Source organism: Bradyrhizobium sp. USDA 10063, assembly GCF_054063735.1.
Map to the genome: position 1 here is coordinate 2,157,861 of NZ_JBSSGP010000002.1, position 11,971 is coordinate 2,169,831.

The 11,971-nt window shown below is 64.0% G+C and carries 17 protein-coding genes; 8 read left to right on the forward strand and 9 right to left on the reverse strand.

Features of this window, described 5'->3' with window-relative positions; translation table 11 throughout:
- Positions 1 to 130 precede the first annotated feature (130 nt).
- The 4 genes from ACVJGD_RS12615 to ACVJGD_RS12630 all read left to right on the forward strand — a co-directional run bounded on the left by ACVJGD_RS12615 (position 131) and on the right by ACVJGD_RS12630 (position 2,009).
- Positions 131 to 310: a hypothetical protein gene (locus tag ACVJGD_RS12615; protein ID WP_456634640.1), complete on the forward strand. Its 180-nt coding sequence runs from the start codon at positions 131 to 133 to the stop codon at positions 308 to 310.
- A 132-nt stretch (positions 311 to 442) separates the two neighbouring features.
- Positions 443 to 610, forward strand: coding sequence for a hypothetical protein (locus tag ACVJGD_RS12620; protein ID WP_456634641.1), 168 nt, complete (start codon positions 443 to 445; stop codon positions 608 to 610).
- A 720-nt stretch (positions 611 to 1,330) separates the two neighbouring features.
- Positions 1,331 to 1,669 (forward strand): hypothetical protein, encoded by a 339-nt coding sequence (locus ACVJGD_RS12625; protein ID WP_456634642.1) that lies wholly within the window; start codon positions 1,331 to 1,333, stop codon positions 1,667 to 1,669.
- Between the two features lie 106 nt (positions 1,670 to 1,775).
- Positions 1,776 to 2,009: a DUF6894 family protein gene (locus tag ACVJGD_RS12630; protein WP_456634643.1), complete on the forward strand. Its 234-nt coding sequence runs from the start codon at positions 1,776 to 1,778 to the stop codon at positions 2,007 to 2,009.
- A gap of 128 nt (positions 2,010 to 2,137) precedes the next feature.
- Here the strand turns inward: ACVJGD_RS12630 and ACVJGD_RS12635 are convergent, their stop codons facing one another.
- Entirely contained in the window at positions 2,138 to 2,368 is a 231-nt protein-coding gene (locus tag ACVJGD_RS12635) for a hypothetical protein (RefSeq protein ID WP_028163513.1), read from the reverse strand.
- Between the two features lie 82 nt (positions 2,369 to 2,450).
- Complete coding sequence (locus ACVJGD_RS12640; RefSeq protein ID WP_456634644.1) at positions 2,451 to 2,729, reverse strand: hypothetical protein; 279 nt, start codon at positions 2,727 to 2,729, stop codon at positions 2,451 to 2,453.
- Between the two features lie 236 nt (positions 2,730 to 2,965).
- Between ACVJGD_RS12640 and ACVJGD_RS12645 the strand changes: the two genes are divergently transcribed.
- Positions 2,966 to 3,427, forward strand: coding sequence for a PaaI family thioesterase (locus ACVJGD_RS12645; protein WP_456634645.1), 462 nt, complete (start codon positions 2,966 to 2,968; stop codon positions 3,425 to 3,427).
- A gap of 4 nt (positions 3,428 to 3,431) precedes the next feature.
- Here ACVJGD_RS12645 and ACVJGD_RS12650 read toward each other — a convergent pair whose 3' ends face one another.
- From ACVJGD_RS12650 to ACVJGD_RS12660, 3 genes are all read right to left on the reverse strand, one after another.
- Entirely contained in the window at positions 3,432 to 5,447 is a 2,016-nt protein-coding gene (locus ACVJGD_RS12650) for a pyrroloquinoline quinone-dependent dehydrogenase (protein WP_456634646.1), read from the reverse strand.
- Positions 5,448 to 5,519: 72 nt separating this feature from the next.
- Positions 5,520 to 6,980, reverse strand: a complete 1,461-nt coding sequence (locus ACVJGD_RS12655; protein WP_456634647.1) for a caspase family protein — start codon at positions 6,978 to 6,980, stop codon at positions 5,520 to 5,522.
- Positions 6,981 to 7,142: 162 nt separating this feature from the next.
- The gene (locus ACVJGD_RS12660; protein ID WP_456634648.1) at positions 7,143 to 7,376 is read right to left on the reverse strand and encodes a hypothetical protein; all 234 of its coding nucleotides are present in this window, start codon (positions 7,374 to 7,376) and stop codon (positions 7,143 to 7,145) included.
- Between the two features lie 177 nt (positions 7,377 to 7,553).
- On the opposite strand from ACVJGD_RS12660, the gene ACVJGD_RS12665 reads away from it, so the two are divergent.
- The 3 genes from ACVJGD_RS12665 (at position 7,554) to ACVJGD_RS12675 (ending at position 9,827) form a co-directional block, all read left to right on the forward strand.
- Positions 7,554 to 7,937: a hypothetical protein gene (locus ACVJGD_RS12665; RefSeq protein ID WP_456634649.1), complete on the forward strand. Its 384-nt coding sequence runs from the start codon at positions 7,554 to 7,556 to the stop codon at positions 7,935 to 7,937.
- 146 nt (positions 7,938 to 8,083) lie between these two features.
- A complete protein-coding gene (locus ACVJGD_RS12670; protein WP_456634650.1) occupies positions 8,084 to 8,416 on the forward strand; it encodes a hypothetical protein in 333 nt (110 codons plus the stop codon).
- Positions 8,417 to 8,615: 199 nt separating this feature from the next.
- The gene (locus ACVJGD_RS12675; RefSeq protein ID WP_456634651.1) at positions 8,616 to 9,827 is read left to right on the forward strand and encodes a GNAT family N-acetyltransferase; all 1,212 of its coding nucleotides are present in this window, start codon (positions 8,616 to 8,618) and stop codon (positions 9,825 to 9,827) included.
- Between the two features lie 198 nt (positions 9,828 to 10,025).
- On the opposite strand, the gene ACVJGD_RS12680 is transcribed toward ACVJGD_RS12675, so the two are convergent.
- The 4 genes from ACVJGD_RS12680 to ACVJGD_RS12695 form a co-directional block, all read right to left on the reverse strand.
- Positions 10,026 to 10,664 carry an NIPSNAP family protein gene (locus ACVJGD_RS12680; protein ID WP_456634652.1) on the reverse strand — a complete coding sequence of 213 codons (639 nt, stop codon included), beginning with the start codon at positions 10,662 to 10,664 and terminating at the stop codon, positions 10,026 to 10,028.
- A 127-nt stretch (positions 10,665 to 10,791) separates the two neighbouring features.
- Positions 10,792 to 10,998: a type II toxin-antitoxin system HicA family toxin gene (locus ACVJGD_RS12685; RefSeq protein WP_456634653.1), complete on the reverse strand. Its 207-nt coding sequence runs from the start codon at positions 10,996 to 10,998 to the stop codon at positions 10,792 to 10,794.
- Positions 10,995 to 11,198, reverse strand: a complete 204-nt coding sequence (locus ACVJGD_RS12690; protein WP_456634654.1) for a type II toxin-antitoxin system HicB family antitoxin — start codon at positions 11,196 to 11,198, stop codon at positions 10,995 to 10,997. Before ACVJGD_RS12690 ends, ACVJGD_RS12685 begins: the two co-directional genes overlap by 4 nt.
- Positions 11,199 to 11,252: 54 nt before the next feature.
- Positions 11,253 to 11,918 (reverse strand): DsbA family oxidoreductase, encoded by a 666-nt coding sequence (locus ACVJGD_RS12695; RefSeq protein WP_456634655.1) that lies wholly within the window; start codon positions 11,916 to 11,918, stop codon positions 11,253 to 11,255.
- Positions 11,919 to 11,971 lie beyond the last annotated feature (53 nt).

The window sequence follows — 11,971 nt, forward strand, 5'->3', positions numbered from 1 at the left end:
CTAAATTCACTTCTGAACCAAAGCCGCCCCGCCGAGTTGCCTGTCCATCACCGACAGCGGATCCGCCCGTAGGCAACGGTGGCTGAGAGACCAATCGCGCTCCCGCCTGCATGATTCAAGGGAGCGCGAGATGATCGGCGGGCACACCTATATTTATCGCCCGTCCTGGGCGCAGGACGACGTATTCACGACGCGCTCGCGCGAGATCATCGCACGATCCTTCCAACTCCTCGAACAAACCGCAAAGCCTGACACGTTCCTGGGACGTCAAACCTTTGAGCCGTTCCCGAAAGAGGACGACAATCCGTAGTTCTCCGACCGAGAACGAAGTTCCTTTCCGCCTTAACGCAAGTTAGCGGCTATGCGGGTTTCCCTTTTTGTGAAGGGAGCATCGCTTCCGTTCCGGAATTGTCGTTCAGACAGATCAGAGCGGGAAGTGCCCATGAGGAACACACTGCAAGACCCGAGCTATTGGCGAGAGCGAGCGGAAGAGACCCGCACCAAAGCAGAGTCGTTTGTCTATCGTAATTCGCGCGAGAGGCTGCTCAAGATCGCCGAAGAATATGATCGGCTGGCCGTCTACGCCGAGCAGTGGCAGTTGCAACAGTAAGGCCGCGCCATCCCGTCGAGACGCCGCAGCAGTCGGGAAGAATTGGCAGTCGTCGATGTCGGCAGTCTGCCTGTGATCGATCAAAGCGCTCTCGCAACATCCGTGACCTGCCTTGCGAAGCTCCTCGGAACACGCGCTCCGGATCGATGCTCGCATAGCAATCATTTGCCCGCTGCCATCCGATCGCCGCTGCCGGCAAGCAATGATGCGACAGCTCGCACAGACCTGCAGTCGCCGATCGACGAGCTACGATTGCTTCGCCCCGACGACAGGCGATCGTTCGCGGTGAAACCCAACATGGCGTGGATCGGGTGTCCATGTACCGATCGAGCCCGCCCGGGCGCCGTAGTTCTCCGGACAAGAACAAAGTTCCATCAAAATGTTCGCGATTTGGTGCATCCGCCCGAGAACGCACGGGTTTTCGGATGGCGGACTGCTTGGCGGTATCTTTCCACGCTTGGCGGTACGCAGAATGCCTCGGGTCCTTGGAGGACAAGTTCCTCGTCGGCCGGGCGTGTCGCGCGCCTGTCCAAGGGCCGCCGCTGCCGCCCGCATTTTGCGAGAAGTTCCTTCCGCACCAGCGTGACGCGATTTGATCGAGCGCGCCGACATCGGCGTGCTCAAAGCAGACCTGCCTGAACCCGGGGAAAAATATGCAGTGCGCCGGAACGGGCAGATTCGATCGATGTTAACTTACGTTAAGCTCGGGGACGGCGACTGATGGCGCTGGAAATACCGGGATCGGGCGATCGGATCGCGCAACGCGGCAACTGCCCTTCGGCGGATTCCAATGTGGTGCAACCTTTCGTTCAGCCTGGAATGCCGCCGGGTGTGTGCGGAGCCTTGAAGATGATCCATAAGGGCGTCGAATATACCGTCACGTTGGTCACACCCGGTGTCTGGAAGTGGCAGTTTCAGATCGGCGATACAGTCAAGACCGGCAGGACCGAGGCGAAGCTTCAGTTGCTGGCGATTCGGCGCGTCCAGTTACGCATCGACCGCGAGTTGAAGAAGGCCAGCCGCGAAGCGACCGGCACCGGCGACTCATCATTGCGCTGACAGCACTTCCGTAAATAACCGGGATTGATCTTTACGGCGCCAGGGACTCCACTTCCTGTTCCCAGTGGGTTGCCCGTCGGCGGCCTTGATGCGCCGGTGCCATCTCATGCCGCTCTATTTCTTTCGCATCCGAACCGTCGACGGCACCGGCATCTGCAATGACGGTGCCGAGTTTCCCGATCGCGACGCGGCGTGGAAGGAGATGACTCGTGTCTGCGCCGACATGATCAGCGGCGTGTCGCGTCATCTTCAGGAAAACGCGGAGTGGCAGATCGAACTGCTGGACGACACCAAGCATCCGATCTGTCGGATTCGACTGGTCGCGAAAACGCTGGACTAGAGCGTTTTCGAGCGAAGTGGATTCCGGTTCGCATAGCAATCAAGGTTACGCAGATTGCGTAGACTTATCTGCGCAGAAAACGCGTCAAAACAAAAATCTGGATCAGAACCGTTTCCGGACCTGGCGCGTCAATCGGCGCTGGCAAGACGCCGCATCGTGAATTCGATCCTGTCGCCGGGCAATTCGCGCCAGCTTTCCACCGCGCTCATATAGGCGGCCTTGGGATACCGGTTGAGGAAGTCGCGTGCCTTCAGCCGCGCCTCGTCGCGCGGCAGGGTAAAGGTCTCGCGCAGGAAGCCGTCGCCCCGCTTTCGCCGGGCGGCCATTCGGCTCGCAAGATCACGCGGACGCAAGGCCATGTCGCAATTCCAAACCAGGTGACGACCGGCCAAATATAGGGAGAGCGGAGACCGAATCCGAGTCTCCGCGTAACGTCGGCGCTTACTGCTGCGCGCTGCCGGTCTTGGTCTTCGGCTTCGCCGGGGCGGCCGCCTTGGGCGCCTCGCTCCGCACGCTACCCCACGGGTCGGATGACGTCTTGGCGTCGGGGATCTTCCTCAGCGATTCCCTGTAGGCCTTGTCCCTGACCGCGTCCTGCTCGAGCTCGTCCGGCGTCTTCGTCGGTCCGTCCGCAAGCAGGTTGATATGCGGGGTCTGCATTTGCGCGTAAGCCGGCGTTGCCAGCATCGCCACGACCGCCATGGCGCCCAGAATTCTCATAACATGCTCCCTCACTAGTCCCCCGGGATTTAGCTTGGCGTATATCCCGCCCAAGCCGCTTCGCCAAGCAGGCCCCAGACCTGAGATCTGCGGGATCTTGGCGCCCTCTCCTGAGATGGCGGTCATGGGATGCCAAAAGTCTGGCAATTTCAAGCCGGCCGCCCTGCTGTTCCCTTCCGGTAAATGCCCTCTAGAATGCATCCGCCGTCATCGCCAAGGGAGAGGAATACGCATCCATGCAGCAGGAAGGGGTCACGGAATTCGGCATCGATGATGCGCGGCGGGTGCTTGGCGAGGTATTTGCCCCCTGGGTGCTCGATCTCAATCTCTCGATCGAGGGCTTTGATGTTGCGCCGCCGCGGGAGGCCGGCGCCGATTGGCAGCCCGGTGCGGTCTTGCGCATGCCCTTCTCCGAACGGCTGTGCCGCCATGGCGGCGTCGTCTGCGGCCAGGCGCTGATGGCATTCGCGGATACGTCGATGGTGATCGCCAACCTTGCCGCCAACCGCAGCTATCGGCCGATGACCACCGTCGACCAGACCACGCATTTCATGCGCGCGGTGAGCGCCGCCGACGTGCTGGCGGACGCGCGCGTCGTCCGCCTCGGCCGCACCATGAGTTTCGGCCGCGTCACGCTGCTCTCTGCCACCGACAACAAGCCGGTGGCGATGGTCTCAAGCGCCTTTGCGATGCTGTGACGGCTTAGCGCGCATCGCGTCGGCGGCGCCAGCGCCATGCCGCAGCCACCAGCACCGCGAGAAGGAGTCCCGCTGAAGTCGCCCCGCCAAGGAAGCGTCCGCCCGGCCGGTCGATCGTGCGCGACCAGAGCGAGGGCGCTTCGCCCTGTCGCGGCAGACGGAAGGCCACCATACTGTCGCCGATCGTCGTGCCCGCTTCCGAATGGCCGCCGGCGCCGATCACGACATATTGCTCGCCCTTCCACAGATAGGTCATGGGATTGGCGACGCCGGGCACCGGCAGCCGGCCCTGCCACAACTCCCGGCCGGTCCTGGCATCGAACGCGCGCAGATAGGCATCCATCGCGCCGGTGAAGACGAGGCCGCCTGCGGTGACCACGACGCCATTCACCAGCGGCATGCCCCAGGGGCGTGCAATGCCGAGCGGCGCGCGATCCTCCGTCGTGCCGACCGGCGAACGCCACAGAATCTTGCCGGCCCTGAGATCAACCGCGACCATCTCGCCCCAGGGCGGCTTGTTGCAAAACAATCCGAGCGGCGAAGTCACGATCGCACGCGACATCGCGAAAGGCGCGCCCTGCTGCCGGCCGAAATCATGGCCGGGCGGCGGATTGAAACCGGTAGCCTGCTCGCGCGGGATCAGCTTCACGAGATGCACACCGCGGCTGACATTGGCGTAGAGGATCTGATGGAGCGGATCGAACGCGACGCCGCCCCAGTTCACGCCGCCGGCGGTGAATGGAAACAGCAGCGTGCCTTGCGTCGATGGCGGCGTATAGAGGCCCTCGCTGCGCGCGGCTGCGAATTGCTCCTTGCAGGTGGAGCGGCCGACCAGCGGAAACGGATCGAACGCGTCGTCGACCGAGATCCCCTGCGGCACGAGCGTCGGCACATGGGTCGGGAATGGCTGCGTCGGCGAAGGCTTCTCGCCGTCCGCCGCGCCCTGCGGCACCGCGCGCTCCTCGACCGGCCATATCGGCTTGCCGGTATTGCGGTCGAGCACGAAGACGAAGCCCTGCTTGGTCGGCTGGATCACGACGTCGCGCATGGCCTGGCTGACATCGATCCGCACCAGCGTCGGCTGCGCCGGCAGGTCGTAATCCCAGAGATCGTGATGCACGGTCTGGAACGACCACACCAGTTCGCCGGTCTCGATGCGCAGCGCGACGACGGAGTTGGCATGCTGATTGTTACCCGGACGCCTGCCGCCCCAGAAATCCGGGCTCGGCGACGACGTCGGCAGGAACACCAGGGCGCGCGTCTCATCCACCGACATCGGCGCCCAGACATTGGCGTGGCCCGCCTCGATGCCGTCATGCATCAGCGGATCAAAATTCCAGCGTGGCGCTCCGCTGCGCGCATCGAAGGCGCGCACCATGCCGCGCGGTGCGTCGACACGGCGGTTGTCGCCGATCGCGGAGCCGACCACGATCACGCCGCGGCCGACCGCCGGCGGCGAGGTCACCTGAAACTCGCCCGGCCACTCCAGTGTCATGCCGATATCGAGCCTGACCTCGCCGCCATTGCCGAAACCGGCGCAAGGAAGCCCGCTCTTCGCATCGAGCGCGATCAGACGAGCGTCGTTGGTGCCCATGAAGATCCGCGATCGGCAGGCAGCGCCCGCGGGCGCGCTGTCGTCGACCCAATAGGTGACGCCGCGGCAGACATAACGGTTGGCGGGACGCTGGCCAGTGCTGATACCGGGATCGAAGCGCCACTTCTGCGCGCCGGTCCCGGGATCGAGCGCGATCACCTCGTTGAACGGCGAGCAGAACACCAGGCTGTCCTCGACGAACAGCGGCGTCGCCTGGAATTTCGTCCGCCGCATCACGTCCGGCGCGCGGCGGTCGAGATCGCCGGTCCTGAATTCCCAGGCGCGGATCAGATTGGCGACATTGTCAGGCGTAATCTCCTTGAGCGGCGAGAAGCGCGATCCGCCGCGATCGCCGCCCCAGTGCTCCCATGCGAGGGCCGGAGTCGCGAGACACAACACGGCGAGCAGGCGGACGAGATGGCGCATGGCGTTCCGCTGAAGATGCGGTCATCGACAGTGGCTGCCGCATCTTGCCCGGATGGATACGCCATTGCCTGCTCAGTATCCACTCCTGCGACCGGTCCAGCCATCGCCACCGCGCCCGCCATATCCGCCATAGCCGCCGGGCCGGCCGTAGCCGCCACCGCCGATCCCGATTCCGATGGAGACCGGCGGTCCGGCGGGTTCGTAGACTACACGCGGCGGCGGACGGCGCACGACCACGACTTCTTCCTCCTCGACGACGCGGCGCGGCGGCGGCGTGCTGGCGCGCTTGGGCGGCGCCGGCTCGGCGCGCTTCCTGGCGGGCGTATCAACCCTCCTGATCGGTGCCGGTTGCGACGGCGCGTTGCAGGGACAGGTCAGCGCGGCGTTGGTCGCGGGCACGCTGACGGGCGCTGCGAGTGCCAATGCCATATTCGGCCGGTTGCGCAGCCGCTCCTCCAGCCTGCGTGCGGTCGCGGTGAGATCGCTGTCGGGATATTGCGCGAGGAACGTGCGATAGCCAGCGGCTGTGTTGATGAGGACAGCGTTATTCCAGGCCACCATGCGGCGATGGCGATCGAGCCAGTCGCGCGCCTGCAGGCCGCGCGGCGTCGAGGCATAGAGCGCAGCAAAGGCTTCATAGGCCTCGTCGGTGCCGTCGGCGACGATGATCTCATTGGCGGCCTCGACCGGCTTGCCCTGCAATTGGCGCTTCCATTCCTCGACCGTGCGCCTGGTCGATGCGAGCTTTGGCGCGGCAGCGTTCGTGCCGGCGGCATCAGCCACGAAGCGGAAATCCTCGGTCAGCGACGAACTGTCCCACGGCGTCTGCCGGCCATCGGTCGCCTTGTTCACCGCGACGCGGACGCGCTTTAACGTCTCCTCGATCGGTGCCGGCTCCTTCGCCGCGGCCAGCAGCGCCGTCGTGTAGGGACTGTTGCTGCCGTCGCCGTCTTCGGCTTCCGCGCCGGGCGAGGTCGAGAACGACAGGAAGGTGCCGGGCGCGCCGGTCTTGGCGTCGACAATCGCAAGCCCGTGACCGGCGCTCTTGAGCTCCGGGAATGGATTGTTGCGGCAGGCGTCGAGCAAAAGGATACGCATCTTGCTCGGCACTGAGTTCAGCGTGTTCAGGATGTCGTTGAGGCGCACCGCCTGGATCGGAATGTCGGCCTCGCGCTTCGGATCGACGTCGGTCGGAACGAGGAAGTTCTCGCCATCGACCTGCAGACCGTGGCCGGCATAGAACACCAGCGCCACCGTATCGGCGCCCTTTGCCGCGACCTCGCCGGCGAATTCGCTGACCTTGGCTCGCAATTCATTCTGCGAGAGATCGGAAGCCGATACCACCTGGAAGCCCGAATCGGTGAGAAGCTGGGTCATCGCCTTGGCGTCATTGGCCGGATTGGGCAGCACCGGCACCGACTTGTAGGCGGATTGTCCGATCACCAGCGCCAGCCGGTTCTCGGCCAAAGCGGGACACGCGCCGAGCAGCACGGCAGCGGAAACAAGCAGTCTGGCGAGCGAGCGGCGCGACATCGGCGACCTCCAGCAATGCGATGGCTTGCCGAATTGGTCGTGAGCTTTGACGGCCAGGTTCAACCTTGCCGGCCGATCGCAGGATGCGCCGGCTTGCGAATCGCGGGCGATGTGTCGCAGGCCCCATGAACATCGCGCCGTTGTTCGACGACGGATGTCAGATCATTTCGACTTGTTCGCAGGCTCGGCCGGCCGCGCCACACCCCAGGGATCGTATTTTTCCTTTGGCGCGGGGATGCGTTCGAGCGCGGCCTTGTAAGCCTTCTCGTCAATCTTTGGCTTACTATCCTGCTTGCTTCCGGCCGCGTCGCCGTGATGCCGCTTGCCGCCCATCTGGGCGTAGGCCGGCATCGCCATCAGCGCCAACACCGCCGCAGCGACCATGAACCTGCGCATTGTCACTCTCTCCCCGCCACTTCCTCCCGGTATCTTCATACTGGAAAACGGCAGCATGGCGTGCCCCGGACTCATTTCAGCAATAGTTGATCGATAGCGCGCCATCCGGGGGCAGCCAAGTTTATTTGCGCAGGGTAAGTACGTCGAATGGGATGGGGCGGCGTTCGGGTTGTATTGATGATGGGTCTGGCGGCGACGCTGGCCGGGTGCGGCTTTGTGGACAGCCGCTCTCCGCTGCCAATGCCGGCGTTCTTGCGCGCCAAGGAAGCCGAGCCGCCACCACCTGAAGCACCGCCCGACATCAAGCGGCTGGTCGGCGAAAAACTGGACGCGGTGTTTGTATCGACCTCGCGTCCCACCAATGTCCGCGTCTCGCAGCCGCTGCACGATCCGCGTGGACCGGGATGGACCGCCTGTGTGCGCGCCGAACTGACATCGGTGATGGGCCAGCCGCTGGGCACCCAGACCTATCGCATCGTCATCAATGAAGGCGCAATCGCGGATCGTCGCCGTGTCGAAGGCGAGGATACTTGCGCAACGGAGAATTACGAGCCGATCTGATCTCTGTTCCCAGGTTGAATTGTTCCCTCGCGAGAAGGCACATCGCGCGCGCGACGGAACCCATCCGCCACGCCAGTTCCTTCGGAACGAAACCCTCCGCGCAGCTTTGTCAGCCGAGAGGGCAGTATCTATGCGGAGGCGGAACCATGAAGACATTTGCAATCGCTTTGCTGGCCGGCGTCGGCGCGCTGTCTGTCGGCAGCGCAGCCAAGGCCACCGACATCTACAGCACCACGGAGTACAGCAGCCCAGAGCTCGTGCAGCAGGTCCGCGTGGTCTGCGACGACGATGGGCGCTGCTACCGTACCCGCGGCGGATCGCGCGTGATCATCCGCGATTCCTACAACTACATGCCGCGCGAACGCTACATCGAACGCCGCGAATATCGGGGACGCGACTACTACGATGACGGCCCGCGCGCGGGCGTCGGCATTCGTACGCCCGGCGGCACCGTGGGCATCGGCGTTGATCGCTACTAGGCACTGACGAGACAAAGAGAGCCGCCGAACGCGCTTCGGCGGCTCTCCTTTGCTGAACAACCCGTTAACATTACCGCTCGAATTGCAGCGCCGAACCAACCCTATTTTGCATTTCTTCCGCTAGCCTTGCCAGGCAGGCGCGATCATGAGAGGCGACGTCAACTGTCGCTCCATCGCTTGCGCACGGGGAGCGGGGAAAGTGGCCGAGATCGCCGACAAAGCGGTTGTCCATCGCGTATCGACCGACGATGCCACGCCGGCGAAGGGCGGTCCCACGCTCGCTCCGCTCGCTGATATTCCCATGGGCCAGTGGCGCGCGCTCGCCGAGCGCGTCGTCGAGCCGAACGCCTATTACCTGCCGCAATGGGCGTTGGCGGTGAGCGCCTCGGCCCGCGGCCGCACTGGCGCCTTGGCGCTCAGCGCCTTCAGCGATGCTCCGCTCGCCTATGACGGACCGGCGCGGATGATCGGCCTGCTGCCGGTCGTCTCACTGTGGCGCGCCTATAAGATCCCCCTGCCCGCGCTGGTGAGCGCGCAGCCCTATGGCACCCTGTGCACGCCGCCGCTCGATTGCGACCTCACTGACGCGGCAGCGGAGCGGCTGATGCAGGAAGCGCGCAAGGCCGGTGCGCATGCGCTGATCCTGCGCGACATGTCGCTGGACGGCAAGGTGATGCGCGCCTTCACCGAAGTGCTGCGGCTGAACGGCATGCGTCCTCACCTGATGCAGTCATACCTTCGCGCCTGCCTCGACACGACGCGTAATGCGGACGAACTGCTGCTCGACGCGCTCGGAGCCAAGAAAATGAAGGAGCTGCGCCGGCTGCGTCATCGTCTTGCCGACCATGGCGCCGTCAGCTTCGAGGTGGCGCGCACGCCTGCGGAAGTCGCAGCCGCGCTTGAAACCTGCCTCGTGCTCGAAGCCAGCGGCTGGAAAGGCAAGCGCGGCACCGCGCTCGTCCAGCACGATGGCGATGCCGCCTTCATCCGCCGCGCCACGGCAGCGCTTGCCGAAACCCGCCAATGCGAGATCGTGACGCTCCGCGCCGGCGACACGCCGGTCGCAGCCGCAATCGTGCTGCGGCATCAGGATCGCGCGTTCTATTTCAAGCTCGGCATCGACGAGCGCTTTGCCAAATATTCGCCGGGCGTGCAGTTGACGCTCGATCTGACGCGCCATCTCTGCAGCGATCCGGCGATCCGTTCCGCGGATTCAACCGCGGCACCCGACCATCCCATGATCAACCCGATCTGGCGCGGGCGCTTTGCCATCGGCGACGTGCTGATCCCGCTGCGGCGACACGATCCGCTCGTGCCAATGATCCACACCGCGCTGGCCGCGCACCGCTTTGCGGAGGAGGCGGCACGCGGCGCTGTTCGGTTGATCAGAAACCGCGGCAAATCCCATTAGTTAGAGCGCGATGCGATCACATTGAATCAGCCGCAGATCGCTCACCTCCCCCGCTTGCGGGGGAGGTCGGCGCGAAGCGCCGGGTGAGGATTCTCTCCCCTCGGGGAATCCCAATGCGGAGACACCCCCACCCCAGCCCTCCCCCGCAAGCGGGAGAGGGAGCGCAGCGTCATCGCGGCTACATTTCACGCCCATAGCTCACTGCAATGGCGAGTGCGGCGCGGGCAGCATGATGGTCGAGTGCATCTCGTCGAGCAGCGGGCTGCCCTTGCGGAGGAATTCCTGCCACGCCGGATCCTTCAGGGCGTTCGCGCGGGCCTCAGCGCGCGCGTTGAGACTGGGATAAGCCCAGAGATGGCAGACTTCGTTCGGCTGCCCTGCCTCGGTCTGCCAGAGCCCGACGATCCTGGAATATTTCTCGCGCGCCGGGAGCGCCTCCATGAGCGCTTCGAGCCATTGCCTGACCGCGCCGCCTGGCTTGGCGCGGTAGTTGCGGAGTTCGTAGATGTTGCCTGTCGATGCCGGAGCAACCGGTGGCTTCACCGCGTTGAGCAGGCGGATATCCTGACGCTGGAGCAGCGGGCGGATCAGCGGAATGTACTCGCCGGTCCAGCGCGGATTTTTGGCGAGCTCGCCGCGCAGCCTGTTCCGCTCCTCAAAATCCTTGTAGCTCCACAGGTGCATGACCTGATTGAGCGGACCGATCTCGGTCATCCAATAGCCCTCGAGCTTACCGTAGTCATCCTTGCGGATGGCGCGCGACACGGTACTCGCCGCTTTGACCATCTCGCCGATGGTCCCGGGCTTCACCGTATAGGTCCGGAGCTCATAGAGCATGACGTTTCTCCCGATTTTGTTCTGATGTTTTTATTGGTCCGTAGCGCAGGTGAAGCGCAGCGTAACCCGGGACTCTCGTAGATGTCGACGCAACCGCGCGTGATGTGGTCAGGTCGATCGGACCGACCTAAAAATCCTCGTCCGATAGATCCGCGAGCTTCGCCAGATGCCTGAGCAATCCGGCCTTGAGTGGTTTGTTGCCATGAATGGGAACTGACAGTCTAACAATACTGCCGCTCTTGCCGTAAATATGATGGCTGCCATTGACGCGCAGCAATGTCCAACCGCGTCGTTCAATGATCCGGGCGAACTCGCGGCCGGACAAAGACTTCATGCAGGCAATTCCAGCATCCGCTCAATGCCGCCGGGCTCTGGCGGGGCAACTTCAACAGATAGGCATCCCTCGATTGCCTCACGGAGGTTTAGCATGAGTTCATCCATGCTCTCACCCTGAGTGGCGCAGCCGGGAATAGCAGGGACTTCAGCCCAGTAGCCGCCCTCTTCGGCTTCATGCACGACAATCTTGATCTTCATCTTCTCTCCATCCTGCCGGATAGTTGCGTGCGCAATCTCCAAATTCAAGTCTTGTTATTCCGCCGCTTCCGCGTTGATCTCGGCGGAAACCTGGCGGATGGCGCGGGCGAGTTGTTCGGCCGGCTGCGCGCCCGAGACCGCGTATTTCTGCGCGAAAACGAAGGTCGGCACGCCGGAGATGCCCTTGTCGGACGCTTCCTGCGCCTGCGCCGAGATCAGCGCGACATCTTCGTCGGTTGCAAGACGCTTGCGCACGTCGTCGGCATCGAGCCCGACATCGGCCGCTGCCTGCACCAGCACGTCGGTGTCGGTGAGGTCGCCGCCGTCGCGGAAGTAAAGCTCCATCAGCCGCTGCTTCATCTCGGCGGCTTTGCCGCTCGCTTCCGCCCAATGGATCAGGCGATGGCAATCGATGGTGTTGGGCTGGCGCTTCACGAGGTCCGGGCGATAGGTCAGCCCCTCCTCGCCCGCGGCCGCGACGACGCGCCCGGCGATGCCCTTATAGGCCTCGACCGAGCCGAACTTGGCGGTGAGATATTCGTCGCGGCTGATGCCCTCGCGCGGCACCCAGGCATTGAGGAAGAACGGCCGCCAGTGCACTTCAACCGGCACATCCGGCACCAGCTTGAGTGCATTCTCGATCCGCCGCTTGCCGATATAGCACCAGGGGCAGACGACGTCGGAGACGATGTCGAGGCGAAGCGGCTTCAGGGTGCTCATCGTGCGTTCCTCCGCTGGAAAGACGCACAGATAAGCCCCGGGATGAACCCCGA

What these genes read in the sequence shown, in the direction of transcription:
- ACVJGD_RS12645 (WP_456634645.1), top strand. Translation starts at nt 2,966, where the DNA reads ATGCAGCAGGAAGGGGTCACGGAATTCGGCATCGATGATGCGCGGCGG.
- ACVJGD_RS12695 (WP_456634655.1), bottom strand. Translation starts at nt 11,918, where the DNA reads ATGAGCACCCTGAAGCCGCTTCGCCTCGACATCGTCTCCGACGTCGTC.
- ACVJGD_RS12680 (WP_456634652.1), bottom strand. Translation starts at nt 10,664, where the DNA reads ATGCTCTATGAGCTCCGGACCTATACGGTGAAGCCCGGGACCATCGGC.
- ACVJGD_RS12650 (WP_456634646.1), bottom strand. Translation starts at nt 5,447, where the DNA reads ATGCGCCATCTCGTCCGCCTGCTCGCCGTGTTGTGTCTCGCGACTCCG.
- ACVJGD_RS12655 (WP_456634647.1), bottom strand. Translation starts at nt 6,980, where the DNA reads ATGTCGCGCCGCTCGCTCGCCAGACTGCTTGTTTCCGCTGCCGTGCTG.
- ACVJGD_RS12615 (WP_456634640.1), top strand. Translation starts at nt 131, where the DNA reads ATGATCGGCGGGCACACCTATATTTATCGCCCGTCCTGGGCGCAGGAC.
- ACVJGD_RS12660 (WP_456634648.1), bottom strand. Translation starts at nt 7,376, where the DNA reads ATGCGCAGGTTCATGGTCGCTGCGGCGGTGTTGGCGCTGATGGCGATG.
- ACVJGD_RS12665 (WP_456634649.1), top strand. Translation starts at nt 7,554, where the DNA reads ATGATGGGTCTGGCGGCGACGCTGGCCGGGTGCGGCTTTGTGGACAGC.
- ACVJGD_RS12635 (WP_028163513.1), bottom strand. Translation starts at nt 2,368, where the DNA reads ATGGCCTTGCGTCCGCGTGATCTTGCGAGCCGAATGGCCGCCCGGCGA.
- ACVJGD_RS12625 (WP_456634642.1), top strand. Translation starts at nt 1,331, where the DNA reads ATGGCGCTGGAAATACCGGGATCGGGCGATCGGATCGCGCAACGCGGC.
- ACVJGD_RS12630 (WP_456634643.1), top strand. Translation starts at nt 1,776, where the DNA reads ATGCCGCTCTATTTCTTTCGCATCCGAACCGTCGACGGCACCGGCATC.
- ACVJGD_RS12620 (WP_456634641.1), top strand. Translation starts at nt 443, where the DNA reads ATGAGGAACACACTGCAAGACCCGAGCTATTGGCGAGAGCGAGCGGAA.
- ACVJGD_RS12685 (WP_456634653.1), bottom strand. Translation starts at nt 10,998, where the DNA reads ATGAAGTCTTTGTCCGGCCGCGAGTTCGCCCGGATCATTGAACGACGC.
- ACVJGD_RS12670 (WP_456634650.1), top strand. Translation starts at nt 8,084, where the DNA reads ATGAAGACATTTGCAATCGCTTTGCTGGCCGGCGTCGGCGCGCTGTCT.
- ACVJGD_RS12640 (WP_456634644.1), bottom strand. Translation starts at nt 2,729, where the DNA reads ATGAGAATTCTGGGCGCCATGGCGGTCGTGGCGATGCTGGCAACGCCG.
- ACVJGD_RS12690 (WP_456634654.1), bottom strand. Translation starts at nt 11,198, where the DNA reads ATGAAGATCAAGATTGTCGTGCATGAAGCCGAAGAGGGCGGCTACTGG.